At 35.8% G+C, this 25,610-nt stretch carries 32 protein-coding genes and 1 tRNA gene; 2 read left to right on the top strand and 31 right to left on the bottom strand.

Annotated features, from left to right (window positions below; translation table 11 throughout):
- Nucleotide 1: 1 nt before the first annotated feature.
- The 22 genes from IGK27_RS04425 to IGK27_RS04320 all read right to left on the bottom strand — a co-directional run bounded on the left by IGK27_RS04425 (nucleotide 2) and on the right by IGK27_RS04320 (nucleotide 17,926).
- Nucleotides 2–901 (bottom strand): phage tail domain-containing protein, encoded by a 900-nt coding sequence (locus tag IGK27_RS04425; protein WP_002371567.1) that lies wholly within the window; start codon nucleotides 899–901, stop codon nucleotides 2–4.
- On the bottom strand, nucleotides 901–5,652 hold the full coding sequence (locus IGK27_RS04420) for a phage tail tape measure protein (protein ID WP_267589442.1): 4,752 nt from the start codon (nucleotides 5,650–5,652) through the stop codon (nucleotides 901–903). Before IGK27_RS04420 ends, IGK27_RS04425 begins: the two co-directional genes overlap by 1 nt.
- 18 nt (nucleotides 5,653–5,670) lie before the next feature.
- Nucleotides 5,671–5,793 carry a hypothetical protein gene (locus IGK27_RS04415; RefSeq protein WP_002396883.1) on the bottom strand — a complete coding sequence of 41 codons (123 nt, stop codon included), beginning with the start codon at nucleotides 5,791–5,793 and terminating at the stop codon, nucleotides 5,671–5,673.
- Between the two features lie 80 nt (nucleotides 5,794–5,873).
- Complete coding sequence (gene gpG, locus IGK27_RS04410) at nucleotides 5,874–6,221, bottom strand: phage tail assembly chaperone G (protein ID WP_002391427.1); 348 nt, start codon at nucleotides 6,219–6,221, stop codon at nucleotides 5,874–5,876.
- A gap of 56 nt (nucleotides 6,222–6,277) precedes the next feature.
- The gene (locus IGK27_RS04405) at nucleotides 6,278–6,751 is read right to left on the bottom strand and encodes an Ig-like domain-containing protein (protein ID WP_002396881.1); all 474 of its coding nucleotides are present in this window, start codon (nucleotides 6,749–6,751) and stop codon (nucleotides 6,278–6,280) included.
- 73 nt (nucleotides 6,752–6,824) lie between these two features.
- Nucleotides 6,825–7,418 (bottom strand): major tail protein, encoded by a 594-nt coding sequence (locus IGK27_RS04400; RefSeq protein WP_002358071.1) that lies wholly within the window; start codon nucleotides 7,416–7,418, stop codon nucleotides 6,825–6,827.
- Between the two features lie 32 nt (nucleotides 7,419–7,450).
- Nucleotides 7,451–7,846 (bottom strand): hypothetical protein, encoded by a 396-nt coding sequence (locus IGK27_RS04395; RefSeq protein ID WP_002397769.1) that lies wholly within the window; start codon nucleotides 7,844–7,846, stop codon nucleotides 7,451–7,453.
- Complete coding sequence (locus IGK27_RS04390; RefSeq protein ID WP_267589443.1) at nucleotides 7,843–8,235, bottom strand: hypothetical protein; 393 nt, start codon at nucleotides 8,233–8,235, stop codon at nucleotides 7,843–7,845. Before IGK27_RS04390 ends, IGK27_RS04395 begins: the two co-directional genes overlap by 4 nt.
- Nucleotides 8,232–8,606 carry a phage head-tail adapter protein gene (locus tag IGK27_RS04385; RefSeq protein ID WP_267589444.1) on the bottom strand — a complete coding sequence of 125 codons (375 nt, stop codon included), beginning with the start codon at nucleotides 8,604–8,606 and terminating at the stop codon, nucleotides 8,232–8,234. Before IGK27_RS04385 ends, IGK27_RS04390 begins: the two co-directional genes overlap by 4 nt.
- Nucleotides 8,593–8,898 carry a hypothetical protein gene (locus IGK27_RS04380; RefSeq protein ID WP_002358075.1) on the bottom strand — a complete coding sequence of 102 codons (306 nt, stop codon included), beginning with the start codon at nucleotides 8,896–8,898 and terminating at the stop codon, nucleotides 8,593–8,595. The genes IGK27_RS04385 and IGK27_RS04380 overlap by 14 nt, the downstream gene beginning before the upstream one ends.
- Before the next feature lie 77 nt (nucleotides 8,899–8,975).
- Nucleotides 8,976–10,121 carry a phage major capsid protein gene (locus IGK27_RS04375; RefSeq protein ID WP_033597140.1) on the bottom strand — a complete coding sequence of 382 codons (1,146 nt, stop codon included), beginning with the start codon at nucleotides 10,119–10,121 and terminating at the stop codon, nucleotides 8,976–8,978.
- Nucleotides 10,122–10,147: 26 nt separating this feature from the next.
- On the bottom strand, nucleotides 10,148–10,915 hold the full coding sequence (locus IGK27_RS04370; RefSeq protein WP_174108310.1) for a head maturation protease, ClpP-related: 768 nt from the start codon (nucleotides 10,913–10,915) through the stop codon (nucleotides 10,148–10,150).
- On the bottom strand, nucleotides 10,893–12,068 hold the full coding sequence (locus IGK27_RS04365) for a phage portal protein (protein WP_181040549.1): 1,176 nt from the start codon (nucleotides 12,066–12,068) through the stop codon (nucleotides 10,893–10,895). Before IGK27_RS04365 ends, IGK27_RS04370 begins: the two co-directional genes overlap by 23 nt.
- A gap of 262 nt (nucleotides 12,069–12,330) precedes the next feature.
- Nucleotides 12,331–14,010: a terminase TerL endonuclease subunit gene (locus tag IGK27_RS04360; RefSeq protein WP_267589445.1), complete on the bottom strand. Its 1,680-nt coding sequence runs from the start codon at nucleotides 14,008–14,010 to the stop codon at nucleotides 12,331–12,333.
- The gene (locus tag IGK27_RS04355) at nucleotides 14,007–14,318 is read right to left on the bottom strand and encodes a P27 family phage terminase small subunit (RefSeq protein WP_002358082.1); all 312 of its coding nucleotides are present in this window, start codon (nucleotides 14,316–14,318) and stop codon (nucleotides 14,007–14,009) included. The genes IGK27_RS04360 and IGK27_RS04355 overlap by 4 nt, the downstream gene beginning before the upstream one ends.
- Before the next feature lie 117 nt (nucleotides 14,319–14,435).
- A complete protein-coding gene (locus tag IGK27_RS04350; RefSeq protein WP_267589446.1) occupies nucleotides 14,436–14,645 on the bottom strand; it encodes a hypothetical protein in 210 nt (69 codons plus the stop codon).
- Entirely contained in the window at nucleotides 14,636–14,947 is a 312-nt protein-coding gene (locus IGK27_RS04345) for an HNH endonuclease (protein WP_002358084.1), read from the bottom strand. Before IGK27_RS04345 ends, IGK27_RS04350 begins: the two co-directional genes overlap by 10 nt.
- A complete protein-coding gene (locus IGK27_RS04340; protein WP_267589447.1) occupies nucleotides 14,940–15,254 on the bottom strand; it encodes a hypothetical protein in 315 nt (104 codons plus the stop codon). The genes IGK27_RS04345 and IGK27_RS04340 overlap by 8 nt, the downstream gene beginning before the upstream one ends.
- A 6-nt stretch (nucleotides 15,255–15,260) precedes the next feature.
- The gene (locus tag IGK27_RS04335) at nucleotides 15,261–15,482 is read right to left on the bottom strand and encodes a hypothetical protein (protein WP_267589448.1); all 222 of its coding nucleotides are present in this window, start codon (nucleotides 15,480–15,482) and stop codon (nucleotides 15,261–15,263) included.
- A 240-nt stretch (nucleotides 15,483–15,722) separates the two neighbouring features.
- Nucleotides 15,723–16,904: a hypothetical protein gene (locus IGK27_RS04330; protein WP_267589449.1), complete on the bottom strand. Its 1,182-nt coding sequence runs from the start codon at nucleotides 16,902–16,904 to the stop codon at nucleotides 15,723–15,725.
- A 181-nt stretch (nucleotides 16,905–17,085) separates the two neighbouring features.
- Nucleotides 17,086–17,157: transfer RNA gene (locus IGK27_RS04325), tRNA-Trp, on the bottom strand.
- Between the two features lie 301 nt (nucleotides 17,158–17,458).
- Nucleotides 17,459–17,926 (bottom strand): ArpU family phage packaging/lysis transcriptional regulator, encoded by a 468-nt coding sequence (locus tag IGK27_RS04320; RefSeq protein ID WP_085406657.1) that lies wholly within the window; start codon nucleotides 17,924–17,926, stop codon nucleotides 17,459–17,461.
- Nucleotides 17,927–18,757: 831 nt separating this feature from the next.
- On the opposite strand from IGK27_RS04320, the gene IGK27_RS04315 reads away from it, so the two are divergent.
- Nucleotides 18,758–19,036 (top strand): hypothetical protein, encoded by a 279-nt coding sequence (locus tag IGK27_RS04315; protein WP_174094284.1) that lies wholly within the window; start codon nucleotides 18,758–18,760, stop codon nucleotides 19,034–19,036.
- Nucleotides 19,037–19,156: 120 nt separating this feature from the next.
- Nucleotides 19,157–19,882 carry a DUF4145 domain-containing protein gene (locus IGK27_RS04310; RefSeq protein ID WP_174098144.1) on the top strand — a complete coding sequence of 242 codons (726 nt, stop codon included), beginning with the start codon at nucleotides 19,157–19,159 and terminating at the stop codon, nucleotides 19,880–19,882.
- A gap of 99 nt (nucleotides 19,883–19,981) precedes the next feature.
- Here IGK27_RS04310 and IGK27_RS04305 read toward each other — a convergent pair whose 3' ends face one another.
- The 9 genes from IGK27_RS04305 to IGK27_RS04265 all read right to left on the bottom strand — a co-directional run bounded on the left by IGK27_RS04305 (nucleotide 19,982) and on the right by IGK27_RS04265 (nucleotide 25,527).
- Nucleotides 19,982–20,119 carry a hypothetical protein gene (locus tag IGK27_RS04305; RefSeq protein WP_234746802.1) on the bottom strand — a complete coding sequence of 46 codons (138 nt, stop codon included), beginning with the start codon at nucleotides 20,117–20,119 and terminating at the stop codon, nucleotides 19,982–19,984.
- Nucleotides 20,120–20,281: 162 nt separating this feature from the next.
- Nucleotides 20,282–20,494, bottom strand: coding sequence for a hypothetical protein (locus IGK27_RS04300; protein WP_174094285.1), 213 nt, complete (start codon nucleotides 20,492–20,494; stop codon nucleotides 20,282–20,284).
- 15 nt (nucleotides 20,495–20,509) lie between these two features.
- Nucleotides 20,510–21,115 carry a hypothetical protein gene (locus IGK27_RS04295; RefSeq protein WP_267589450.1) on the bottom strand — a complete coding sequence of 202 codons (606 nt, stop codon included), beginning with the start codon at nucleotides 21,113–21,115 and terminating at the stop codon, nucleotides 20,510–20,512.
- 19 nt (nucleotides 21,116–21,134) lie between these two features.
- Nucleotides 21,135–21,605, bottom strand: a complete 471-nt coding sequence (locus IGK27_RS04290) for a DUF1064 domain-containing protein (RefSeq protein ID WP_002365121.1) — start codon at nucleotides 21,603–21,605, stop codon at nucleotides 21,135–21,137.
- A gap of 148 nt (nucleotides 21,606–21,753) precedes the next feature.
- On the bottom strand, nucleotides 21,754–22,023 hold the full coding sequence (locus tag IGK27_RS04285) for a hypothetical protein (protein ID WP_002396433.1): 270 nt from the start codon (nucleotides 22,021–22,023) through the stop codon (nucleotides 21,754–21,756).
- 139 nt (nucleotides 22,024–22,162) lie between these two features.
- The gene (locus IGK27_RS04280) at nucleotides 22,163–23,002 is read right to left on the bottom strand and encodes an ATP-binding protein (protein WP_002371603.1); all 840 of its coding nucleotides are present in this window, start codon (nucleotides 23,000–23,002) and stop codon (nucleotides 22,163–22,165) included.
- Between the two features lie 11 nt (nucleotides 23,003–23,013).
- The gene (locus tag IGK27_RS04275) at nucleotides 23,014–23,769 is read right to left on the bottom strand and encodes a DnaD domain protein (protein WP_267589451.1); all 756 of its coding nucleotides are present in this window, start codon (nucleotides 23,767–23,769) and stop codon (nucleotides 23,014–23,016) included.
- 14 nt (nucleotides 23,770–23,783) lie between these two features.
- On the bottom strand, nucleotides 23,784–24,599 hold the full coding sequence (locus tag IGK27_RS04270; protein ID WP_002371605.1) for a PD-(D/E)XK nuclease-like domain-containing protein: 816 nt from the start codon (nucleotides 24,597–24,599) through the stop codon (nucleotides 23,784–23,786).
- Nucleotides 24,562–25,527, bottom strand: a complete 966-nt coding sequence (locus tag IGK27_RS04265) for a recombinase RecT (protein ID WP_267589452.1) — start codon at nucleotides 25,525–25,527, stop codon at nucleotides 24,562–24,564. The genes IGK27_RS04270 and IGK27_RS04265 overlap by 38 nt, the downstream gene beginning before the upstream one ends.
- Nucleotides 25,528–25,610: the final 83 nt, after the last annotated feature.

Here is a 25,610-nt window from a genome sequence, read left to right as displayed (position 1 = left end):
GCTACACCCCGCTAACCAATGGTGTAAATTGCATTTCACATGTAATTCCATTTTGAGAATTGTTGGCCGCTTTTAGTTGTAAATAGTTATCTCCTTTAGATAATCGAAAGAAACTACTACCCTCCATACGTTCTGGAACAGCATTAGTTTCTACACCATTAACAATTTTTTTCGCATACAACTTTCCACGTACCGTTGAAAGTTCGAATCTTGTTCCAGGTTCAAAGGTTCCTTTAAATCCAAAGAAGGTTTGTTTTGTCACATCGTAAATCTGCGGATCAGTCACGGTTGTTACACATTTCATATGAAAAACTGCTCCAACCTGCACATCTCCATTGTTTACAATCTTTTCAATATTCCCTGATTCAAAGCGACCAAACGTATGCTTCTCGCCTTGAACAAAAACCATTGGAAAAATAAGCGTTGGCTTCAATGTTGCCAAAGGAACCAGTGAGTTATAAAACGATACATCACGGAAATAAGAATCGAATGCTTCAAACTGTAAAGAGAATAAGTTCCATTCATCAACCTTATAAGGATTATCCTCGTATAATTTGAAACTAGGCGCTTGGATTGGTAATACGTCGGTTTCATACTCCTTGTCATAGACTTTAAGAGTTAGCTTACCTGTTTGTTTTAGATCGATTTTTTGAATCATATCTCGGCGCAGCTGATAAATTTCTTCTTCTGTTTTTCCAATTAAAGTGCCTTCTAACAACGGTTTCCGAGTGCTTAAGCGGATGCCGACAACTTTTGCGCCATCTTCTCCAAACACTTCTTCTGCTAAAACAACATTTTCTGGTGCTTCTAATCCCTCGACGTTTTGCAAAAAATAAGGAGCTTCCTCATTAAAAACGAGTTGCTCCCCATTTTGGTTCGTATAAACTAATTCTAGTTTCACTATTTAAACCCCCTCGCTAAATCACGCAATTGGCGTTTTGTTTCCATCGCCGTTTCTCTCGGTGTTTTTGTGTCTGCACCTGTGATATATTGTGTCACTTCCATATTTTTAATATTGCCGTCTTTTAAGTAAGAAACCATTTCACGCATAAGAAAAGCAAGTTCGCTAAAATCATTCGATTCATGTGAATCTTGAACAGCAATTAGATTTTTAACAACTGAAGAGTTTCTCGGAACACCCACGCCGTTTTCATAATGAGGAATTAATTTTTTTGTTTCTGAAGCTCTGATTACTTTTGATCCTTTTGGTAAATCTGGCAAGAATACATTTCTACCTTCTGGGATGAAAGGCACGCCACCTTTAGGAATTACCAACTCTTTATAAGTACGTCCTTTTTGGTCGTTGACGATTGCCGGACCACCAATATGATTATTGGTTCCTGTTTCGAGCCCTAAAATTTTTGCTACGCCAGCGCCTAAATTAGCTACTACGTTTAAAGTTTTGGTAATTACCGAAGGGCCAGAATTAAAGTCACTTACTGCATTTTTCGCTTGAGATGCTGGTCCACTCGCTTGATCATTAGCCCTTAATAGTTTTTCTACTGGATTGTTTGCTGCGAAAATATTTAAGCTACTATTACCACTTGAAGCCGCACCGACAACTCCACCTGCATTTCCTCGCAAGTTTTTCGTTCCTGGATTATTGGCATTGTAGGTGTTCAATGCATTGCCACCTTGTCGAGCTGCAGCTTGTGCATTTGAAGAATCTCCACGTAGTATTTTCTGTGCTGGATTGTTTGCGTTAAATGCATTTAAGTTTTGAATACCTACCTGTGATTGATTTGATACATTGGAAGCATCTCCGAGTAATTTTTTTAATTGTGGCTTTATTTGGTCATAAGTTTGCACGCTTAATGTTCCATCAGCTATTTTTGCTTTTAAATCTTCATTATTACCAAGCATTTTTTTTACTGGATCAGGTAATAACTTCCACGCATTCATACTTTCTTCTGATTTCATTACCTTTGTTAGTAAATCATCATTATTGGCAAGCATTTTTTTCTGGTCTGTTGGAAGGTTATTCCAATTTGTTAGATATGTTTCTGAAGAAAGAATCTTTTGTAGCACATCCGTGTTATTTGCTAAAAGCAGTTTGCTTTCATCTGGTAAATTTTTCCAAGCATTAAAGGCTCGTTCTGATCCATAAATTTTTGTCAGTAAATCTTGATTATCTGCATAAAATTTTTTAACATCATCTGGTAAATTAGACCAATTGACAATTTTTTCTTGCGAATCACTAAGCACTTCTAAAAACTCTTTGTTATCAGCTTTAATTTCTTTGTCATGTAACTTGTAATCTTCCCAAAGTCCAAGATTAAGCATATTTTCAGCCATTTTTTCAGGGGTATTAGAATACAGAATGGCCTTCTTCTCCTCAAAATTAAGTTTGTCCCATTTTCCGTTGGCTTGTAATGCCTGAGTTACAGTCTTCTTGGCATTTGTATCTAAAAGCGCTTGTTGTTCCTTAAACGTCATGCTGTCCCATTTTCCGTTAGCAATTGCTGCTTCGGCAATCATTAATTTAGCATTACTTTTTAGGTCGGCATGTTTGGAAGCATATAGGAGTTGGTTCCATCCTTTTTCAGAATTTGCAGCTTCGTTAACTGCTTCTTGTGCATTGGTTTTGACTTCGCCTGTTTTTGGATCAAGAACAAGATTATTCCACATTTTCCCATATTCACTTGCTTCATTACCAACATATTTAAGTTGTTCAGCGTTCTTCTTAGCATTTTCAGCAACTTTATTTGTTGTTTTGGTAACATTCTCCAATAATTTCTCGTTATCTTCAATAAGGTATTGTGAAGCATTTCCGCTCTCTTTTATTACTTGTCCAGAAGCCAAATGAATTTTATCTTTTAGTTCAGGGAATTTCTCAACAATGGCGGCCATTTGGTTATCAAAACCTTCAGTCGTAGTTTCGTTTATTTTATCCCATTCTTCAAGATACTTCTGAGCAAATTCACCATCAAGGTTATATCCCCAATCTTTCAACCATTTTTTTTGCTCTTCTTTCATTTTAGCGGCATGAGTCTGTGATGCATTCCTTTGCTCTCCTAATGATTTTAACCATATTTCTGCTTCTTCTTTCGTAGCATTCGCTACATCACCAGTCATTGATTTCAAAATAGTTCTTTTTTGTTCCGCCGAAACATCCAGAGTATTAACATAAGCTTCCGCAGTATTCTTTGATAAATCACTAATCATTTGAGCTTCAGAAACACTCAATTGACGATTTTCGTTTGCAGCCCTTTGTCTAATCTCTTGAATTTGCTTATTATTCGATTGGATTTCTTCCACAGCAGACTGATTTAGTTTTTTCTCATTCTCAATGATTTCTTTCATTGAGTCTGTAGCGGTTCCTGGTAACTGCTTTAATAATTGATTCAATCCATCTACTTTTTTATTTAAAGACTTTTCAAGAGACTGACCCGCTGCTTCAAAATTTTCTGCCATTTTAGAAGCATCTGATTGATTAAATCCATCTTTTAATAAGCCAAACTGACCATTTGCGGCTTTGGTTTTGTCTTGCACCCCGTCTAAAGTTTTGGCAACTTCTCGTCCGACATCAGTTCCCCATTGCTTAACACGTTGGGAACTATTCCAGGCTTCTTCTCCCCAGAGTTTCCACACTGCTACACCTGCCCCAATCGCTGCAGTTGCACCCAACACCCAAGGATTCAATAAACTAAACCCTTTAGTCAATGAACCAATTTGTGTTGTGGTTCCTCCAATTTTAGCTGTTAATCCACCTAACGCCGAACCAGAAGAAGCAATGCCTTTTCCGAATCCAACAGAAACAGAACTACCCTCTGCAAAAGCTTTTGTAACATCTTCAATCGCTCTTTTTTTAGACATAGCGGCCATTGTCTCAACAAAGCCCTTGCCTAAAAATCCTACACCCTTCGTTAAAGTACCTGTTAACTTAATAGCAGGCCCCATTGCAGCAGTTAATGCAATCATTTTAACAATTGTTTGCTGTGTTTTAGGATCAGCATTTGAGAAAGATTCCGCCAAGTTCGTAACCATTTTAATCATTGGTTTAGTTGCTTGAAGCGCATCTCTCAATGCTTTTACTAAAGGACCACCAAACGTGATACCTACGTCAACTGCTTCATTTTTAAGCATCTTTAATTGAGATTCAGTAGTTTCATATCGCTTGTTAGCTTCCTCTGTTAAAGCGGTGTTTTCTCCCCATGCTTTAGTTCCACGATCTACAGCACTTTTAAATACATCACTGGCACCAGCTGCACGTAGCAAACTGTCACGAAGACGAACTTCGGTAATCCCCATATCATCTAAAACAGCAATTGCAGATTGTCCGTGTTCCTTCGTTTTTCCTAGCCCTTCAATAAATTTGATAATAGCACCTGAAGCATCCTCTTTGAAAGCTTTAGAAAATTGTTCTGCAGACATTCCAGCTACTTCTGCAAAATCATTTAATTTTCCTGATGCATCGGTGGCTTCTTTATGCATTGTTTTTAATTCTTTGTTAGTTAACCCCATTGCACCAGCAGTGTTTTTTAACTCTTTACCGCCATTTCTAACAGCGCTAGAAACCTGTTCCATAGATACACCAGTTTGTTGGCTTAAACTCTCTAACCCTGCAAATGCATTGGCTCCATTTTCTACAGCCAATTGCATTTCAACCATCACTTTAGAAAATGCAGAACCGCCTGCTTCTGCTTCAATACCAACCGAACTCAATGCAGCCGCAAATCCCATGATTTGAGCTTCACTCATTCCCACTTGGTGACCAGCACCAGCAAGACGTAATCCCATTGCGGTTATTTCTGACTCGGTTGTCGCAAAGTTATTCCCTAAATCAACAATCACAGAACCTAACTTGTCAAATTCCGTTTGTGGCATTCCTGTAATGTTGGCCAATCGAGCTAAAGCAGTTGCTGCTTCTTCTGCACTCATGTTCGTTGACTCGCCTAAGTCAATCATTGTCTTGGTAAAGCCAACTACATTTTTAGTTTTAATCCCTAACTGCCCTGCTGCTTCTGCAACGTTTGCAATTTCCGTGTGACTTGAAGGTAATTCTTTGGCTAGTCCACGAAGACCATTTTCTAAATCTTTGTATGAGTAAACAACCTTACCTGTCGAATCCACAACTTCATCATTGGTCTTTTTCACACCTGCAAAATCAGATTCCCATTTCACAGCGGCCGTTGTTACTGCTGCAGCCCCAGCAAGAATTGGCAAAGTTATACCTTTTGTTAAAGCTCCGCCCACTTTTTCCATTTTTTGCCCACTAGAAATCATTTTTTCGCTGGCATTATAAATGGCGCCAGTGGCACCAGTGGTTTTGACTTGCATTTCTGCCATCTGACCAGCTGTTTGAATTAATTGAGATCGATAATTTGCTAGTTTTCCATTGGCATCTTGCAATTGAGTTGCTAGCCTTTTGGTGGATTCTGTCGCTTTTCCATCTACAAAAGATTCGTCATAAGCTTTTTTCAGCGCAGCAACTTGTTTCTCTTGTGCTCCAATGATTTTAGTTAAACCATCAAAACGAGTGCCAAGTTTGCCCATATGATTGCCCGCCATATCAGCGATTTTTGCATTAGCTTGCATTTCTTTGGCTAAATAACGAACTTCTTTTTTAGCATTTGCTGCACCACGACCGAAATCAGAACTATCCAAGCCCAACTTAATGACCATATTTCCTAACGGCGTTCCACCACTCATTTAGTTACCTCCTTCCCTTTATGCGCCACTACGCTTGACTAATTCACTTAGTGGTCGCACCTCTTGTTTTTTCTTTTTAGTTTTCTTTTTCTTTGGTGCTTTCAATAAGATTTCATCAATATCCAAGCAATCAGTATTCATGAAATCCCGAATCGTCCAACCAAGATTGGTAATCGCATCACGGACAAAATCAACTTGTAATTCATAAAGTTCTGACCAAGTTAAATTTCCTCCGTCATTGCTTTTTTTGCTTCTTCATCATCTTCTTTTGAGAATCCCAAAACACGGTACCGTATGATTTCCCAAATTTTTTCGATGTCTAGTGAATCTAATCCATTCATGATTGATTCTTTAGTCACTTCTTTTTCGTCAAACAGATCTGCGACAAACTGAATTTGCATATCCAAATAATCTTTTTGTATTGGCTCCTTATCACGTTTCTTTGCTGCTTCTTCTACTTCTTTCTCTAAACGAATATAGTCATTACGTTTTGAGAAAGGCACAAAGTCTTGAGTAAAAGTTTTTTCTTCGCCATCAATGCGTAAAGTTAGTTCAATTTTGCGTTCCATTTTTTAACCTCCAAAAAAAGGACGACTAACTAAAGCCGTCCTTAATCAATAAATTTTTATTCTGCTGCTGATACAGTCAAAGTACATTCTGCTGTAAAATTACCGTCTTCAGTTGTGCCAACAAGTTTTGTAATACCTTCCGAAACGCCTGTTACTTTTCCTTGCACTGGTGTTACCGTTCCAATCGCTGCATCTTCAGAACTGAATCTATACGCTTTGTTTGTTGCATTTTCTGGCATGATTGTAGGTGTTAACGTTGCTGTTTCACCAACTTTTAAAGCTAATTCAGTCTTATCCAAGGTAATTTCTGTTACTGCAATAGGTAATGTTTTAAATGCTGGTACATCAACATGATCAGATTCTTTTTCTTCACCGTCAACGGTGGCAACACCTGTGACAGTAAAGTCACCAGCTAAAACATCTGTGTTTGCGGTAATTCCTGTAATAGCTAAAGGCGAAATACCTTCTGCAACAGGACTAGTTTCACCTTTTTTATAAAGTCTAAATTTTTCTGGTGGAATAAACGACATTTCTTGTCCTCCTAACTTAATTCAATATTGGCCCCATCTGTGGTGGGAGTAACAGCTCCCACTGTGGGGCTTGCTACTTTTCCGGCGCTGGTGTTTCTTCACCAAATAATTCTGTTGTCAATTCTGCTAGAGCTTCTGAATTATCTGCAAAACCGACAGTAACTTTTTTACCGTTAATTTGACGAGAAACAGCAGAATAAACATATTCGCCAGGCTCTGGCGTAAAGTCGTCATCATTTAATGTTTCGCCTTTGACACCATCTAATGAGAATGTGCCTGCATACATGCCGAAGCCAAGTTTTTCACCATATAAATCTTCTGATTCGATTAATACTGCGTAGTAAGGTGGCTCTGTATCCTCGCCAATATGATAAACTTTGCTTTCCTCGCTAGCTTTTTTATGCCCTAACATTTCATGTTCAATGGCTGATGGTACATCTAAGATACCTAAGTTTGCTGCAATATCTCCGTGCCCTTTACGTGCCACGTAATATGCAATGTTTGAACCGAAAACTTTTGACGGTTCTTTGGTTAGTCCTGTAATTTCAAAGCTTGCTGCGGCCCCTTCTTTTGGCTTGCCATCAATGACATGTTTCTTACCAGCGACTGGCTTTAATTCATTGTCCAATTGTTGAATAGTGATTCTGCTAAATCCGTATGTTTGCATAAATTTTTTCCTCCTAAAAAATAGACACCAACTTAATAGTCGGTGTCGTGAATTTGTGTATTTTTTCTGTAACGTCTTGCATCTACAAAACGTTTTGTTTCGTTAAAGTACTGATCTAAGCCACCATCTAGGCGACCAAATCCAATTTGTTTCATCGTTTCTTCAACTGCTTTAGAAATTTGCTTGGTTACCATTCTGTCCATGCTTTCAACATTTATTTGATAATTGAAGCGAATTGACAAAGCTTTGTTGTTGGCAAAATAGGCGTTGTTTTGTGGACCAAGAAAGTTATCAATGATAATGAAAGGCTTGGTAGTATCCAAAGTTTCTGGTACTTCATAAAATTTAATTCTTTGAGGTGTCACAAGCTCATTAATTGTTTCATTTTCAATCAAGGCATTGTAGACTTCCATCATCATATCTTTCATTTAGCTAATTCCTCCATATCCGACTTCATCTCTCCAAATGCTTTCGTTTGAATTTCATCATCTGCAGCTTGTAGTTTTCCCATTCCACGAGGTCGTACATAAGTACCATAGCGCGTATAGCCAAACTCATTTAAATGGACGATAGGCGCACGTTCCTTTGAAGCCCAGCCAGTCTCAACTCGTTTTGGATTACTTTTCACACCACTACTTATAACTAAGTCATGCGTTTTTCCTGAATCTATATAACTAGCCATGTATTTTTTTACAGTCTGCTTGTTTCTTTCGCCTTGTTTTTTTAAAGCTTTGTTTGAAATTCTATTTACTCGTGCTTGACCTAGTTTATCTTCCATATTTTTGAGAATTTCTTCTAACCCTGTCACTTCGCTCATGACGTTATCCCTAGAACAATCTTGATAAAACGATTATCTTCAAAATCTGGTGAAACATCTAGGATTTCCCATTCTTTGCCCACTGGTAAAGCTCTATAGTCGTCAATAACAACTTTATGTTTGTTGCTAGGGATATAGTCTTGGTGTGGATCACGGATTTTAATTGTCAGCCCCTCTTTAGTTCCTTTTGCGTTCAATATTTCCATGTCTTTCATTGATGGATTGTAAGCTAAAGAAAAGCATTCATATAGCTTTTCGTTTTTTTCTTCTCCTGGCTCTGGTCCATCATTTGGAACAAATCCCCAAAATTCTACACGTGTTTTCAAACTACCACTATTAATTTTAGGCTTTTTATAATTAGGGTGTATCATCGTTGAACACCTCCGCATATTTTAAAGACTGCGCTAATATATCTGGCTGAAAATTTGTTTCGAAAAACTCTAATGAATCGTTATAGGCATATCGGCTGCGCTCGAATACAAGTTCTATGAAGGTTAAATCACTTTCTGGTTTAACTGGATTGATCAAAGAATCAAGGCGCAAAAAAGAAGCGGCTAAAATTTCCGTTAACGATTCATCTTCCGACGTTCCAAAAATTTTCATCCGCTTCTTAAATTTTTCTAGGTTCAGATTGGCTAACTCTAATGCTTGTTCATTAGTCATTGAATCCCTCCCCTGTTATTTCAGATTTACAACAGCCCCGTCTGTTGTTGGCGTGACTTTTTCAATCACAGGGATTGCTACTTCCCCGTCTCTGGGTCTCCATTAATGGATAATGTCCATACAGCTGCAACTTTGTTGTCTTGTGCTTTACCAAACGCAAATTGTTTTGCAGTGAATAAACGACAATCTTCTAAAGCTAATGTTTGATCGTATTCTTTGATCACTAATGCTCCTGCAGCAAATGCATCGTAACGACCACTAACAAAAGTGGTAACTTTTCCAGATTTTTGGAAATCAGATTCTACAATCCGCAATCCAAACGGTAATTTCGTAACCCAGTCTCCCATTGCATTACGAGAAGTAAACTCTGTTTCAATATCCAAAGCTTCATCTGGGCTCGCAACAATAACTACTTTACCAGCGACAGAAATACGTTTGCCATTTTCTTTAACAGAATGGTATTTACGCATTTCTTTTAATTCTTTAATCGCTGTTTTTTCATCGGCAAAAGTTAAAGTTCCTGCTGCTTCTTTCTCTGGATAAGTAGTCACACCGTTTGAAGTAGCTCCCTTTGCTAAGTCACGAGTTAAACCAATAGGCTTATCGTTTCCATCGCCATTTAGGAAAGCATCTTCGAAGCCAACAGCAAATGCCTCTTTAATTTGAGTAGTTACATAACGTTTAATCCAAACAGGACCATATTCTAATAGATCGTTTGGTAATACAACAAATGCTGTTGCTTTGCTTTGTTTTGCATCGTCTTCGCTGAAGGTTGCATCTAACTGACCTTTAATTTCGCCGAAAATTTTACCCCAAACAATGGCACCTTTTGGATCAGATTTTAAGATTTTCAATCGTAACCCTGTATATTTTAATCCTAATTCTTTTAATAATGGACGTTCTCTTGTTAAATCATTAAAAATTTCATCCACTGTTGTTTCAGGAAGTAGTTCTTCATCTTTCCAGCCTGTTTCAGTGACTGCATTAAAGAATTTCACTTCTTGAGGTGTAATATCTTTATCCATTTTTGAAGCATTGATAAATTCTTCTGCTTCCATACGAGCTTCTTTTTTTGCTTCTGCTACCATGTCTTCTGCTAAAGCATTCATAGATGCTTCGTATAATTCATTTTGTTTTTCCTGTGGATCACCATTTTTTACAGATTCAATAAAAGCTTTACGCTTTTCTTGATAATTGACCATTCCTTTTAAATTGATTGTCATATTTAAATTCCTCCTAAAAATGTGTATTAAAATAAGAACCTAGCAAACGGCGATTCGTTCGTGGGTTCTTTGGGTTCGATAGTTTGTTCAATTGTAATTTCGTTTTGCTTCATTTCTACGATTGCTTCAGCAATCATTTCTTTTAATTCTTTTTTATTGACCATTACTACTGGTTCGTTCTGCTGATTTTTTAGTTTTTTCACTTCATTGATAATTTCTTTTGAAATAAGACCACTTCCACCATCAGCAACTAATAATGGGCGTTCGGTATTTTCGAACATGATTTCATCCGCAAAACCATTTTCAACAGCTTCTTCTGCGGTTAACCATGTTTCTTTATCCATCAACGCTAAAATTTCTTCTTTGGCCTTACCTGTTTTTGAAACATACGCATTAGCTAAAGATTTATTAGCTTTCTGTAAAATTTCGCTTGCTTTGTCCATTGTATGATAATCGCCGCCAGCCCCCATCGCGACATTGTGAATCATAATTTGACCAACTGGGCTAATAGCAACTGTGTTACCAGCCATCGCAATGATACTTGCAGCACTTCCAGCCATTACAATGTTTACTTTCACATGGCCCTCATAAGAACGCAGAGCTGTGTATATTTCATTTCCCATATCTACTAGCCCACCATTAGAGTTGATAGTTACTTCTACATCTTCATTGTGATTTGCAGGCAACAAATCTAAAACATCTTTAGGGGACGTTGCTTCCATTTCAAACCAATCATAGAACCATTTATCATCACTAGAAATGATTGGCCCATTAACTTTGATTTTCACTGTCATCTTCATCTTCACCCCCTTTCAATTTTTCATAGTTTTTAGTAATATGATGCTCGTTCATAAATGCTTCCTCTGATTCTTCATACTCAAAATCAATTAACACTTGGTTAGGCGTGAATACTCCAGAAGCAATTAATTTATCAATTTGTACAGCTTGTTCATACGGATCACGTTTAAGAACATTCATGATTACCACTCGTACACCTTGTTGGTACTCATATTTTTCCAAAACTTTATTATTAAGTTCTGATTGTAGTTTGTCCTTCAATTGAGTAATACAAAGTTTTTGATAGGCTTTTAGATTAAATTCTAGATCGGCCATTTCTCCATGTACTAATGCAGAAGGAACACCAATGGCACGACAAACATCATTGATTAATGACTTTTTCATTTGGTCCAATTCTTCCAAAGATTGATTAGACGAGCCCGTTTTATTTGTATACTCTTCGTATTTAAAACCGTTAAGCTGCGGAACTATTGCTACCGAGTTAGTCCTAAAAGATTTGTATATCTTATTAACAAATGTTTGTAATTTTTCTTGATTGGTTCTTCCATTTTCGTCTTTTCTATCTCCGAAACTACTCGTTTGATCAATAGAAACACCCGCTCGAATTTGGTTGTTTCGCATAGAAACTTCTAAGATACGGCCAAAAAGTTCACCATAATCATTGAATAGACCATCGGTGAACTTATCTAATTTTTCATTGTTATATTGAAGGTAAATAACCTCAGACATTTTGAAGTTTCTCTGATAGGTATAGTTTTTTATAGTTACTTCCGAAAACGTATCTTCGTATAGTGCATATTCATTTCTATAAAAATCATCTGCAATCAATAACTGATTATCATCGGAAACAACTACTAACACTTCGTTATTTTTTAAAAGTGTATAAAAGAACTTTTGCCAAAAATCATTCGCTGACATATCTTTATTGGGGCGTACGTTTAGTAAATAGTCCCATTCTTCTTTCGTGGCACCTCTTATTTGTACCTGCATTGTTGACATGGTTCTAGCGACAAAATTTAAAACAGAATCTAAAGCCCAGCGCTTTAAGTATGCTCTAGTAGATACGTCGTTTATAAAATCAAAATCCAACATTTCTTGTATAGCTTTGTTTTTAGCTGACGTACTTTTTAACAAGTCAAGTAAACTCACTTATTCACCCCCTTTCGGTAATTATGGTATACTTTTATACAAATAAGCCTTTGGTGGGCTCTGTATCACAACCCGGGGAATCCTGTGTATGTCACACTCTCTATAACAACCACGATACTTGTTTTTTGCTGCATAACTGTTAAAGGGGGGAATGCTATGCTAAATTTTAAAGGAATAATAGAAAGTATGTTTGTTTCTGCTCTATATGATACCTTAAAAGAAAGTGTGGCATTCGGGTGCACCAAAGGCTTGTTTGCTTTGCTTAAAAATCTAATTCATTTAAAATATCAAATGCATCTTCGAAATTATAATCTGTAAGTTCATCTGCTAAATACATGCCGCATACAAATGCTTTAAATCCATCTGTTTTCCTTCTAACTTCTTCTTTTTTTAAGTACGTCTTATTTCCATCATTGTTGGTCTTTACTAATACATTATTCGTGTACCACCGCATTAACGGATTTTCTCCAAAAATGATGTGTCTATTAGCAAACGCCGTTTCTATTCTCGGTGCAAGTAAACTATCGACTGCTCTAGGATTTTTTATCACAACCACTTCAAATCCCGCAGCTATTAGTAACGGTCTCAATACATCCATTCTGAAATTATCGGCAACAATTTTTGTAACTCCGTATTTATATCGTTGTTCAACAAACCAATCGACAACTGTTTGTGGTTCAATTGTAGCTCCATCAACTACAGATAATAATCCTCTATTTTCCCATTCTTTTATCGGTGCGAATCGTTCTTTTGTTTGTTCTGATGCTTTCTTGGAATATCCATAGTATATGTCTGCAAATTGCTTTCTAACAAATGAATGTGTTTTAAAAACATAGTCATCCTTATCTTTAAATAAAAGACCACATGCGGCAAAATCTCGCAAGCTAGCAAAGTCCAAACATCCAATTGCTTGTCTACCTTCTAAATTTGGTAAAGGACGATTGGTGTCCATTATTTCTTCGTAACTAGCCACTGATCTTTCTAAATCTGTAACTGGTAAATTCATTCTTTTAGTCATAAACTCTTCTCTATTTGACGGATCGTCCTCTAAGTCTTCATATTCTTCAAAAATAGTTTCTAAAAGGCTCTCGGCATACTCTGATAAAGGTTGATGAAACATCGGATTTGCTAATTCCCAGTTTTCTGATTCTGTCACTTGGTCTTCTGAATCTAATTTGCAAATAAAAGGGAAAATAGCATTAGGTCGACTAGAACCGTTTAACACTCTTTTGGCTTTTTCTTTAAGAGAATCTAAAAATCCCTCTCGAACATATCCATCTGTTCCTACATAAAATTCTCTAGGATTCGGCTTTTTTCCTAATCCAGAAATATGCACTTTTACATCTTTGTTAGAAGGGTATTGGTGAATTTCGTCGAAAGCCACCGCTCCATCTCTTAAACCATCTTTAGTATCGCCATTCGACGTTCTAAATCTTATATAGCTACCAGTTTTTTTAGAGGTTATAACTGTTTTCCCATACTCGAAAGCTTTTTGAAGTGTTTTATTTCGTTTGATTGTATTGTAAATTTCTTCGAAAGAAGTTTTTGCTTGATCTTCTGAATTCGCAACAATCGAAATATTGTAATCTAGAATTCCATGTAATTCAGTTTGTAAAAAATTAAGAACGACAGAAAGAAGCCCGTTTTTACCGCCACCACGGCCAAACATCCATAGAAATTTACGATAAAAATTTCTGTTATTCTTTTTAAAATACAAAAAGACGAAAGCAATCAAAAATTTTTGAAATGGCTGTAATTCAAAAAACCATTTTTCACCATAATTGATACAATCGTCTATCATTTTGTCATTAAAATATATATCATCTCTTGAGAGTATATCTCTTTCTAGATACTCTATTAGTTCAATTCTTTCTTTATTAAGTTTTATTTCACCTTTTTTATATTGTTGTATATAGTAATCGACATGTTTTTGCTTAATCATACTAAGTCACTCTCGCTATAATTATCATCATCAACGCTAGTCACTATTTTTGTTGATTCATCTAAGTTAAGGTCTTTTCCTAAAGCAATCAATGCACGTGAAATTTTAACTTTTTCGGCGATTGCTGGATTGATTTTTAAGTATTTCTGCGCTCCGTTTTCAAACTCTACAATCGTTCCATACTTAGAAATAGACGAATTCATTTTTTTATAAAGCTTTACTAAATCAAGATATCTCTCGACTTTTTCAACTTCTAGTTGATCGTTTTCGTCAATTTGACTCATCAACTGTTTTTTCAAATCTGCCATTTTCAATAGCAATCACCCCCCTATAAAAAAATTTAACGTATATTTTTAGACAGTTGACCCCATCCACCGGTTCCCGCAGTCCTCACTTTAGGGCAAAATATTTCGACGGGGGGTACGTTATCCCCCACTTTCTTTAGTTTTAAGCTGTGTTTCTCCCACAACTCCGAAATGTTCTTTCAGTGGATTATTTTCACTACAAACGCTAACGAATTCGTTTAAGTAACCCTCAGGAATAAGAATCATTACGAAATAACTAGTTGCATCTGATTGATTCGACAAATCAAAACTTACTTTATCAAACGATTTGAAACTGTCCTCTACCACCATTCATCATCCCACTTTCTTTTTCTTTTCGATTCTCTATAGTTAAATCTACCGTGCCGTTTATTATGACAGTCCTTGCACAATGTTCTTAGGTTGTCTATATCCAAGGCATGCTGCGGATAATGTTCCAATTCTTTAATGTGATCCACTTCAAGAATAGAATCATACTGGGTTGTTAACTTACCTTCTTGTTTGCACCACTGGCATTCGTAATGATCACGCTCTAAACATTGCTGTCTTAATCTTCTCCACTCTGATGAGCCATAGAACTTTGCTCGTGCTTGTTTGGATGATACATCAATCATTGTTGGCAATATTAGAAAGGTAAGTGTTAACCAACGCACGTTGTACTTGCAGCACACCTTCAATACCTAGCGACTTAACATCAAGTTTCAATCGTTCTTTTAAGAACTGTGCATTGTGATCTGCTTCAAGTGTTTTCTTCTGAACGTAATAAAGTAATGCTGATGTCTCATACATCTTCAGCCCATATACTGAAATGATTTCAATAAACAATTCTGCAAGCGCATCTATATCTTTCTCTTCACGAACCTTCTTCATGATCTCTAAGAACTGTGCTTGATGCTTTTTAATCTGTTCATTTTTACTCATTTGTTATCACCTCACGTACTTCTTTATATTCTCTTGTATATGTTTATCTTCCCAACAACCGACGCCGTAATAGGCCGCATCAATCTCTTTTGTTGTAGATTCTCTCATCGTTTCGACAATGGATGCATTCTTCTTTATTCTCACAAATATTACAACACGTGATGCATCGAGCGAGTGGTTCGGTGGCGGATATTTACGTGTTAACGATACAAACAAATAATTTTTCATACTCTCTCTCCTAATTGTTTTTATGTATTTTATTCAGCAAATTACTTTTTGCTATACTATTTATGGGTAGAAGATCCTTTTTGTAAGTAGCAACCAACAATTTTTGCACGAATGCTACCTAGCCAATAGTTCCCATTTCTAATGTTTTTTTATATACAAAAAAAGATCACTAGAATGAGTGATCTTTTTGTACATAGGTGTAATCATTATTGTAAAGCAATGTTTGATTTCACGTCCGTATTATTCCACTTTCAATAATCCTTTTTGCGTAATCAATTCAGCAATTGTTTCCCTAGAAAGATTATTTTCCCTATACTTTTCTAATAATTTTAATAGTTCACTTGTTTCTATAATAAGAGAGCCATATTTCCCTTTAGCAATATCAATCTGTTTTTGATCCACCGGATCTCTTTCGCTTAATGCTTTATTCCTTTGATGATTAATAATTAACAATTTATAGATATTTTCTTCCGGGATTTCTGGATGGTCTTCTATAAAATTCGTGAAATGATTATCTAATTGAGATAAAAAAGACGTTTTTACATTGCTTGTTTTACCTTTTATCTCTCCAATAAAAACATTATTCCCTATAGAAAATGAAATATCTTCTTTTTTCTTATCCTCAAATCTTGATAAATCAACATTTAGCATTTCTTTGAATATTTCAAAAACAACTTCAACCAATTCATCAGACTGAGTATATAAAATAGATTTCATCCGTTTATTCTCATTCAATTGTGTTTCAGCCTTCTCTATTCTATCTTCAAGCTCAAGTATTTCTTGTTTTGTCATTTGAATAGTTTCAAGCTGTTTAACGTCATCGAACATCTTAACCTCCCCCATCCATTCTGGGATCTCTTCAGTTTTACTTTTGATTAATCTTAATTCAGTTAAAAAATCCATTAGTTCTTTTGAATTGTTTATGCTTAGTGTTGTCACGAAGATATTACCACTGTTTATTGTAGTAGCTTTTTTACTCCTAATAGATTGGGTTAACGTGCTATAATAAGTCGAATCATTCATAATTGTAAAATCAGAGCTAAGTGTTCCTTTATTGACCTTAGTTTGAGTTGCACCATACATTAGCTCAATAGTAATACCAGATAATAAATCGATGCCCTTATGAACTTTTTCAAGATAATCTTTTAATCCGTATTGATAGATTTGATTCTTAGGTAATGAAATTACTAAATTCTGTTTAGAGTTATCTATCAATTTGCGAATTGTTATAAAATCGTTAGCATATTTCGTTCCGTATTGATAGAAGCCATTTTCTAGTACAGACCATAATTCTTCACTATCCAAATCTATAAAGTTTAAATCATAATCATCAAAATCTTTTGGACTTAGGATAGATGAACAAGTAATAATATCACTTGCGAAATTTTCTTCATTGAATCCAATGTATTGTATATTCATCATGTATAACCTCATTCTTTTTTTCTCTATAATACTATAGATTTTTGAAAAAAAGAATAAGAAAAAGACTGCACTCTTACGCGGAGTCTAGGATAGGAGAGAAAATCTTAACCGTAATCTGATTGTAAAGGTAGTTACATTTGACTTATTGACGATTTTTTATTTAAGCAGCTTATGCCACTTACTGGAACAATAGGACTCGAACCTATACCAACGGTTTTGGAGACCGCTGCTCTACCGATTAAGCTATGCTCCATTAACTCTCGCAAACCTGTAGAAAAAAGAGAGGGGAAGTTCACCTCACTTCTTTAGTTTTATAATTGGTGGTTTGCGAGAGAATCTAAATGAGATCACAAGTGACTAAACGAAGAAAGTAGAATTTTTTTACTTCCTTGTAATCTCAAATCAAAAAAATAAGTAGGCAATCGTTCCGTTAATGTATTTGTGTAAGTGTGTCGCATTTCTTATTTTTTTGACACTATCATAATAACCCGTTTCAAAGGTATATGAAGTGTAGATAAAGTGTATAAAAGAGGTATAAAAAGTGTAATAAATGGCTACTTAAAAGCAACCAGTTCCAGTGCCGAAGCAAATTGAACAATAATCATATTAGATTCTTGTTTCACTGATTCTTCGCTGATGCAATTCCGTTGCGCTGCTAGATAGATCGGATTGCCGTTGATATAACGGTCATAGAAGATTCTTTTTCTTCGCTCGGTAATATCGGGTTTGTGTGGATGTTGAATCGCAGAATAACCTCTAACAAAAAGCTTATGAAGGTAATCAAACTCTTCTTGAGCTTCTTCTTTCTGGATTAACATTTGCTCGGCTTCAAAAGTGTTATTGGCCGTTGATGGTGGAACCAAAGAGAATGAAGCTGTTACTTTTGGTTCCCTCGGCTGGCCAACACGACATCTAGCAGCAAGATAGGCAGACAGAAACACACTTACGTTATGTTTAGTTTGTTCCATGTCTACATCCTTTGCATCTGGTGTTTCATATTTCTTTACGTCAAAAAGTACCATCCTTTGATTCCCCCGTTTATGGTATAATATTCGTGTCGAGAATATTACCAACAGCCGGAGGAATCCGGCTTTTTTATTTTTCTACTAAATAAACTTTTTACAATACAAACTATGTGATATTATTTTCAAATACATTTACTCATGATATAATCATGTTAACTTTCTTGGGGATTTTATTTCTGGAATAATTTCCTCTTTTTCTATGGTAATTGCGAGCAAACAGTTACCAGTAGTTCCTGTCTCCACCAGAGACGCTTTATTGACCTATACGGTCACACGAACTCTAGCACATTACTTAGGACAAGTGCTAATGCACACCTAAAGGACGACTGGCGGAAAACAGTTGTCTTCTAACACATTAGCCAGTCAGTGGTCGGCTGGCTTTTAACGAAAATTTCATAGTCCGTAATCATATACTATTTATGTGTATCTTCCTAAGAAAATTAACGAAAATTTCGAGGAGTCGTTTAATTGAAAAGAAAATTAACGTTTATCTTGCGTAAAAGAATATTATCGAGCATTGTGTGGTTAATAATCTATTTTTATATAGTATTCACTCATAAAGATTATTCAATCCTTTTAGGACTTATTTTATTGAGTTATTTATATAACTTGGAAATTGATGTAATTAAAAATGGAAAAATTCAAACATGGCCTGACTTTAAAAATTCAGTCGATTGGCCTTTCTTTTTTATTGCCACAGGTTCTGCTTTATTCGTTATATTATTAATACTGTTTATTCTATGGATAATGTATGCAATAAACTGATTAAATCTGGTTTTGATTTCCATCTAAAATTAGTTTTAATAAATTATTTGAGGAGCATTCTACATGAAAAAGTATTTATTCACTATTCTATTAAGCTTGTTCAGTCTTATCGTTATAACTACTTGGGTTAGTGGTTATGACAATAAGGGATTCCTATTTGCTATTACAGATTTTATAGGTACGAATCTGCTTATCAAATCCCCTAAGTTAGATGAATTTTATATGAATCAACCTTATTCTGTAAGAATGTTTGCTTCATCTTTAATTCATTTTATTTCATACTTTTCTCTGGGTTTGATTATAGACATTATTAGGAATTGGTTTAAATCTCTTAAAACTTGATTATCCGTCCTCCTCACTTAATTCCTAACACTACATAACCGTCTTGATATGGCCAAAGTTTCATGGATTTCTCCTTTCTTTATTGCTATAATTAACTCAAATTAAAAGAGGTGAATATTGTTGAAAGAAAATGCATTTGATAAACAGAGTCAGTTACTTTTTAATCATTCTTTTATAGATTGGCAGAATAATAGTTATTCATTGGGCACATGTCCTAACGAGGCTGTCACTCAAGGTACAATTTGTCCGCAATGCGGAGCTTTTACTGGATTACAATGGGTATATGGTCTAGGCGGTGAGTATGCATCGTCAATCCTAAAATATACCTTGATAAAAGCTACCTGTACATCTTGCAAAGAAATATCAATATGGTTAAAAGATGGGTCATCTGACAGAGAGCAGCAAATCTATCCAAGAAATCTTACTTCATTACCATTGCCTAATACTGATATGCCCGAAGATATACGTGCCATATACGAAGAAGCACGAAATATTTTAAATGACTCCCCTAGAGCTTCAGCGGCTTTATCGAGACTAGCCATTGACAATTTAACTAAAAAATTAGACCCTGCCGGCACTAATTTAAACGATCGAATAAAAAACCTAGTAGCTAAAGGTCTAAGTGTTCAAGCCCAACAAGCATTAGATATAGTGAGAGTCGTTGGAAACAATGCGGTGCATCCTGGAGAAATTGACTTAACAGATAACAAAAACATAGCTGTAAGTCTATTAGAATTAGTTAATTTTATTGTCGACAATCAAATTTCTCAGCCTAATAAAATCGATTCCCTTTTCCAAACTCTCCCAGAAGGAGCATTAAAAGCAATTCAAAAACGAGATAGTTAGAACATTCACCCTCAACTAAAATTTATAAAGTTGAGGGATTTTTATTTTAAAATGCCCCGGTTGATATTCTTGAGTTAGCTATTGTAACTGTTTAACAAACTAAGGCATTTCTTTTGTTTGATAGTAGCTGTCGTCATTTGGATAGAAGCGATCTACATCGTTGTATGTCTTATTATTATATGAACGATGTTTAATTTTCACTGCACCTTTTGAACCAGGAACTAAAGTCCAATTCATTTGTAATGGCTATCCCTTTTTCAATTGTTTGCCCTTTTCGCTAAAATTCATTTTTGTCATTAGATGAGCTACATAGTATGGTATTAAGAATTGACCTGCGCCTTTATTATAGATTTCCAAAGTCATGTATAACTCACCTAGCATTATCGGGCGAGGTTTCTTCTAAAGCTTAAACTTTATTGGCTCTTTTTTATAACCAGCATCAATCAAAATTCCCTCAACCACATAAAGGTCCGTCTTCTGCTTCAAACTAGCTTTAAATTTCTTAGCAATATTTCTAGCTGTTTCTAAAGAAACGACTTCATATGTTTTAGCCAGGGCATCCGCAATAATAGCGGATGTTGGCGTATAATAAATCTCCAGCAAAATGAACACTCACTTTCTACGAGATTATTCTTCTGTTTCTTCTTCATCATCTTCAACTGTCTTTTCTGGGAAAATGATGTTCTCTTTGTTTTTGCTCCAAGAATCAGCAAATGGCGCAAAATGTTGGCGTGCGATTTCTACTTGATTGATTAGATTATCAACTGAAACATCATGATCAGCCGCAATTTCTTCTAGTGCTTCCCCTTCATCGATTCGATGCAATACGCCACGAACGTTGATTGTTACTGATTCTGGCCATTCGATAGTCGTTGCCTTCTTGATGAATTCATCAATGGTTTCTTTCGATACTTGCACAGCAACTTCTTCGACTTCTTGCACATCATCGCCCATTTCTAAAGAAGTTTGTTCTTCTTTTAGAACTTCAACTGTCCCGTCGTTATTTACAACATATTCGACATTCGGCTTATTGGTCTGCTTGTTAACTGGCACCTTGTATTCTACTGTTTCTGGCTCAATAGTCGTTGACACTGTTTTGCCTAAAAATTCGTTTAAACTCTCATATTTCCCTTTTAATGAAGCGTTGCTAACCACTAATAGCACTTCGATATTTCCGTTTGATTTAGATGTCACTTTTTTCACTTCTGGTCTGAAATTTACTTGTTTTGTCATTTTATTTTCCTACTTTCGTTTAATAATTAGTTGCATCTTTCCATTCGTAATCGAAATTATCGGTTATGAATGGTCTTTTTTCGTTTAAAGGCTTAGTTACACCTTGAGTGATCACTTTAAAATCTCTAGCACGAACAACAATCGCTTCAACTGGATGACCATATCTAAGGGCAAATAGACGAAAACGAAGCTTAACGGATTGGTCAATGCCATACACGCCGAAAGAGTTTTTAATGTCAATAACATGTCTCCAACTTCCATCTAAGTTTTTTATGATGAAATCAGGTGAATAAGCTATCGCCGAAATTTTGCCTATACCATCCGCAGTTGGTGTAAGTTCGGTTAGTTTAAAACGCGGATGAACTTCAAAAGGTAACCCACAATTTTTGACAAACTTTGTATAAAAGTTAGCTTCCTTCTGGCTATCAAATGTGTAACCATCAATCGTGACTTTATTTCCTCGCTTATTTAGGGCTGTGGGGGATTGCATTGTTTTAACTCCCTTTCCTTGGTCGCAGTTTCCGCTCGAACTGCTTTTCCATCTTTATTGCATTCAGGACATGGAACGGGCGTTGCATAATTAAATCTATCTTTGCCCCAAATCACACGCTGATCTTGACATCTAACACACTTCATTCTTATTTAGCCCCTTTCATCCAGGCTTGATTACTTTTGGTAGCTTTTTCGGTCGGTTCCTTCTTATCAATCCGTTTAATAGATTTCCCTATATGTTTCTTCGGTTTTTCTGGCATTATAATGGCTTCCTTTACTTCTGAAACGGTTCCGCCAGATACGATTGTTGCGATAGCTGCTGTCTCTTTATGCTCAAATAGCACAGCATCTTTTAAATTGGCTACTGGTCGACCATCTTTGCCAAGATAGGCTGAAATTTTCACTACATATGGCATTGAATGATTCCCCTTTCTATCAATTTGTTTTTAAGGCTTTAAAATGCGTTTTAAGCTGTTTTTCTTTCTTTATATCTATTTATATTCACTTGATTGTAAAACTGCTCTACGCTGAATTATATCCGCTAAAAATAATATTTTAGATGCCTGCTACTCGTTTGTCTGATGTCCCCTCAATTTTCATCACGAATCCTTGTGAATTACTCATGATGCGAGAAAGGATTCTCTCACCATAGGCTTGACTCATTTCTTTACCAGTTAAATTGGTAGTAAACACTGTTGCTTTATTCTGCCGAGCCTCTACAATGCGGTTTAAGGTGTCATTATTGAAGTTGGTACTGTCATTCCCTTTAACACCTAACTCGGCCCCTAAGTCGTCTAAAACAACTAAATCAGCGCTTTTTATCTCTGCCATTAAGGTTCCTGTTATTGTCTTTCTGGCTTGTTCATCTTTCATCGCAAATTTTAGCTGTTCTAAGAGTTCCGCATAGCTAATAAATAAGCAGCGTTTATCATAGTTTGATTTCTCCAACACTTCCCAAGCCGTTGACATAGCTAAATGACTTTTCCCAACACCACTTTTGCCTGAAAGAATCATATGAATTGGTTTATTCAAAAGAATTTCAGTCGTGGCTCGATTGGCAATTTCAAAAGCAAGCTTAGTTTCTGTGTCTACTGTTTTGTAAGTTTTAAAACGACAATTAATTAAATTTTTGTCGGTATAAAGCGAGCTATATTTCAGGTAATTAATCGCTCTGGCTTTCAAACTATCGTTAAACATTTTCTCTGTTTCAAGGTCTTCTGCTTTTTTGCGTGCTTTATAGCCACATTCCATGCAAGTTGGCGGACATCTATCGGACCCATCTTTGTTTTTTGCACGCCAAGCATAAAGATTTCCTCCACATTCAGGACATGGATCAGGTGTGATATAAAGCAACGTTTTAATCATTTTCGAAAATCCATCTGATGCTGACTGCATTCTTTCACTTCCTAAAATCCAAGATCATCGTAATCCGAATGACCTGTGTTTGATTTCTGTTGCTTGGTTGTAGTACGTTCTCTTTTTACGGCTAATGCTTTTACATCATCTAAAGTTTTAACGCCTTCTTGTTCCCAATTTCTCAAAATACTTTCAGTGTATTTGAAATTTCTAGCATTTGATTTTGCGGAAATTTTTAAAGCTTCACTTACTAATTCAGTTGATAAATCATTACACCAGTACTCTAAATTTTGAGTAGTGACCGAATTTAGCATTCCAAAAATTGATTGATAAAGTTGAAAAACTGACTGCTGCTCTTCTACTACTACAACATTCTTTTCATTCTTATCATTCTTTTCATTCTTGTTTGTGTGCACTTGTTGTTCACTTGTTGTTCGTTTGATGTTCACTTGATGTTCACTTGCTTGATAATCATCCCAGTTATTTATTGATACGATGCTGTATTTCGTAGTTGATTTGATGTTCAACATTCCTTCTTTTTCAAATCGTTTTAACCATCTCCATACAGAACCGCTGTTCACTTGATGTTCACGTTTGACACCTTTATTCATCTCAAACGTTATTGCGTCGCGCCCTGTGACGAATTCTCCGCTGTTCAACCATATTTCTTTTCCATTAAAAAGAAATTTTCTGTTTTCGTGGCTAGCTTTCATCAAACACAAGTTCCACAATTTGTACATGTAAGGATTAGTCCATACGAATGAATCCATTACCTTACGATACAATTTGACGTAACCAGCATTCATTCGTTATGCACCTCCTATAAATCGTCCATACTGGTAAAATTTGTAATTTTGTTGTGTCCTCTACAATATTCACAAATCCCACAACTAACTGGTTCTTCTTCGCCGTTTTTCACTCGCACAACATGCTCGATGTTTTCTTTTAATTCTTCTAATTCGTAAATCATTTTTTCTTCGCTAAGAGTGATTAGTTTTGCTTCACTAGGTGTTTGTTTCGAAACGGCTGCAATGAGAGGAAGAAAATTTTTGTCATATTGTTGCCGAAGCAGTTCGCAATAAACAGCCATTTGTAACACGTAACCGAAGCGTTCAATGAAGTTTGCTTTTCTGTTTAAACGTTCATCCCATTTCTTCTCATGCATATCTTTGGTTGTTTTGATGTCTACAAAATACTTTTCTTCTAAATTTAAACAATCGATTTTCCCTTTCCACATTGCACCGCCAATTTCACCTGTGACGATCACTTCTTTTTCGCCTTGATAAATATTTAAAAAGGCTTCTTCTTGTTTTAATCTTTCAATCATCTGCTCCGCAATTTGGAAATCTTTCAGTAGACCAAACGGTTTTCTTGAAGAAAACATCTTGCTTTTATTTTCTTCTTTAAATGCTTCATGAATTTTTGGTGATTCAAAGTAAGAATGAACATAATTACCAACTAGCAAGGCTTTTGGATCACTCTCTGGTGTCCATTCACCTTTTAACTTGGCAAGAGCTGCAGTTTCACATTCAAGAAATTTTTTATATTGAGAGACAGACATATAAGCTAGGTCCGCTTCTTGTGAATAATAATTTTCATCAGAAAGGATAATCGTCTTCTTCAATCGTTGAGACATCAGCTTCACTCTCTTTCTGATTGGTTTCATAACCAGCCATCACATCTAAAGTTTCCTGAACTGGTTCTTCTAAAATTTGGTCCGCCACTTTCGTTAAATCATCTTTTTCAACTGGTTTGGCTTGTTCAATATCGTTTTCTTGCTCAATAACTTTTTTATTGTTGGTAAATATTTTTTCTTCAAGTGCTATTGCTGTATCTGCAACTGGTTCTGCTTCCTTACGTCTGTTTTCATCATATTCGTATTCTGTTGTTCTATTAATCGCATCTGTCAGTAAATCACTATCATCGCTTGTATTGATAAATGTTTTAGCGGCTCGATTGATTACTGTACGTTTAGCCATTTCTCCTGGAAAATCATTTTGAACATTTTTTGTTTTCGCTTTGCTCCAAGATTTGTCAATTTCTTTTTTTGTCATAACGGTATAAACACGTTCGCCATCGTTTTTTTCAATTACTGCAAAAGCACCAATAATTTCATTGTCTTGATTTGCGAAGTCTGGCTCAAATTCTTTAACGACTGTTCTGCCTTTTTCACTGCCAATCCTAAACACATCACCTTTGTGAACAACTTCCGCCCAAATATCTTTAACATTTGATAAACGTTTCAAAACGGCTTGTGTTCCAAAATATGATCGTTGCATTTGTAACTCTTTTCCATAAACAACAAAATAACATTGGGTTTTTGCTGGACTTAGGCCTTGAACAACCATATCTAATAAAGTGTTAGCAACAGATTCTTTTGTAACAACTTCTAAAGCAGGTCTTTTATTTCGATCTTGTACTTTTTGAATTGCAAACCATGCTGATTTTAGAGCATTCGATGCATTGTAATTAGCTGGCAATTGTAACCCATCCTGCTCTAAACCTTTAATTCTGTTAGAAACTGCATCAGTAACGTCTTTTTGTAAAATAATTTCCCCCATCATTGATTCTCCTCTTCTTCGTCATATTCCCACGTTGGCTCTAATACTTCTTTTTCTTCTGGCGGCTCTTGTCTAGCTCCTAATGA

Origin of the sequence: Enterococcus sp. DIV0236 (assembly GCF_050558525.1) — a bacterium.
Classification (GTDB): Bacteria; Bacillota; Bacilli; order Lactobacillales; family Enterococcaceae; genus Enterococcus; species Enterococcus faecalis.
Note: the sequence above shows the minus strand (reverse complement) of the source record. Positions and strands in the feature narration are given on the sequence as shown.

What these genes read in the sequence shown, in the direction of transcription:
- IGK27_RS04265 (WP_267589452.1), bottom strand. Translation starts at nt 25,527, where the DNA reads ATGATGGGGGAAATTATTTTACAAAAAGACGTTACTGATGCAGTTTCT.
- IGK27_RS04315 (WP_174094284.1), top strand. Translation starts at nt 18,758, where the DNA reads ATGAAAAAGTATTTATTCACTATTCTATTAAGCTTGTTCAGTCTTATC.
- IGK27_RS04420 (WP_267589442.1), bottom strand. Translation starts at nt 5,652, where the DNA reads ATGAGTGGTGGAACGCCGTTAGGAAATATGGTCATTAAGTTGGGCTTG.
- IGK27_RS04295 (WP_267589450.1), bottom strand. Translation starts at nt 21,115, where the DNA reads ATGACAAAACAAGTAAATTTCAGACCAGAAGTGAAAAAAGTGACATCT.
- IGK27_RS04285 (WP_002396433.1), bottom strand. Translation starts at nt 22,023, where the DNA reads ATGCCATATGTAGTGAAAATTTCAGCCTATCTTGGCAAAGATGGTCGA.
- IGK27_RS04335 (WP_267589448.1), bottom strand. Translation starts at nt 15,482, where the DNA reads ATGAAAAATTATTTGTTTGTATCGTTAACACGTAAATATCCGCCACCG.
- IGK27_RS04350 (WP_267589446.1), bottom strand. Translation starts at nt 14,645, where the DNA reads ATGGTGGTAGAGGACAGTTTCAAATCGTTTGATAAAGTAAGTTTTGAT.
- IGK27_RS04415 (WP_002396883.1), bottom strand. Translation starts at nt 5,793, where the DNA reads ATGAATACTGATTGCTTGGATATTGATGAAATCTTATTGAAAGCACCA.
- IGK27_RS04320 (WP_085406657.1), bottom strand. Translation starts at nt 17,926, where the DNA reads ATGGTACTTTTTGACGTAAAGAAATATGAAACACCAGATGCAAAGGAT.
- IGK27_RS04380 (WP_002358075.1), bottom strand. Translation starts at nt 8,898, where the DNA reads ATGACTAATGAACAAGCATTAGAGTTAGCCAATCTGAACCTAGAAAAA.
- IGK27_RS04275 (WP_267589451.1), bottom strand. Translation starts at nt 23,769, where the DNA reads ATGAATGCTGGTTACGTCAAATTGTATCGTAAGGTAATGGATTCATTC.
- IGK27_RS04385 (WP_267589444.1), bottom strand. Translation starts at nt 8,606, where the DNA reads ATGATACACCCTAATTATAAAAAGCCTAAAATTAATAGTGGTAGTTTG.
- IGK27_RS04360 (WP_267589445.1), bottom strand. Translation starts at nt 14,010, where the DNA reads ATGATTAAGCAAAAACATGTCGATTACTATATACAACAATATAAAAAA.
- IGK27_RS04340 (WP_267589447.1), bottom strand. Translation starts at nt 15,254, where the DNA reads ATGAGTAAAAATGAACAGATTAAAAAGCATCAAGCACAGTTCTTAGAG.
- IGK27_RS04400 (WP_002358071.1), bottom strand. Translation starts at nt 7,418, where the DNA reads ATGCAAACATACGGATTTAGCAGAATCACTATTCAACAATTGGACAAT.
- IGK27_RS04280 (WP_002371603.1), bottom strand. Translation starts at nt 23,002, where the DNA reads ATGCAGTCAGCATCAGATGGATTTTCGAAAATGATTAAAACGTTGCTT.
- IGK27_RS04395 (WP_002397769.1), bottom strand. Translation starts at nt 7,846, where the DNA reads ATGAAAGATATGATGATGGAAGTCTACAATGCCTTGATTGAAAATGAA.
- IGK27_RS04405 (WP_002396881.1), bottom strand. Translation starts at nt 6,751, where the DNA reads ATGTCGTTTATTCCACCAGAAAAATTTAGACTTTATAAAAAAGGTGAA.
- IGK27_RS04305 (WP_234746802.1), bottom strand. Translation starts at nt 20,119, where the DNA reads ATGAATTGGACTTTAGTTCCTGGTTCAAAAGGTGCAGTGAAAATTAAA.
- gpG (WP_002391427.1), bottom strand. Translation starts at nt 6,221, where the DNA reads ATGGAACGCAAAATTGAACTAACTTTACGCATTGATGGCGAAGAAAAA.
- IGK27_RS04390 (WP_267589443.1), bottom strand. Translation starts at nt 8,235, where the DNA reads ATGAGCGAAGTGACAGGGTTAGAAGAAATTCTCAAAAATATGGAAGAT.
- IGK27_RS04345 (WP_002358084.1), bottom strand. Translation starts at nt 14,947, where the DNA reads ATGATTGATGTATCATCCAAACAAGCACGAGCAAAGTTCTATGGCTCA.
- IGK27_RS04355 (WP_002358082.1), bottom strand. Translation starts at nt 14,318, where the DNA reads ATGGCAGATTTGAAAAAACAGTTGATGAGTCAAATTGACGAAAACGAT.
- IGK27_RS04270 (WP_002371605.1), bottom strand. Translation starts at nt 24,599, where the DNA reads ATGTCTCAACGATTGAAGAAGACGATTATCCTTTCTGATGAAAATTAT.
- IGK27_RS04370 (WP_174108310.1), bottom strand. Translation starts at nt 10,915, where the DNA reads ATGACAGTGAAAATCAAAGTTAATGGGCCAATCATTTCTAGTGATGAT.
- IGK27_RS04330 (WP_267589449.1), bottom strand. Translation starts at nt 16,904, where the DNA reads ATGATGAATATACAATACATTGGATTCAATGAAGAAAATTTCGCAAGT.
- IGK27_RS04375 (WP_033597140.1), bottom strand. Translation starts at nt 10,121, where the DNA reads ATGACAATCAATTTAAAAGGAATGGTCAATTATCAAGAAAAGCGTAAA.
- IGK27_RS04290 (WP_002365121.1), bottom strand. Translation starts at nt 21,605, where the DNA reads ATGCAATCCCCCACAGCCCTAAATAAGCGAGGAAATAAAGTCACGATT.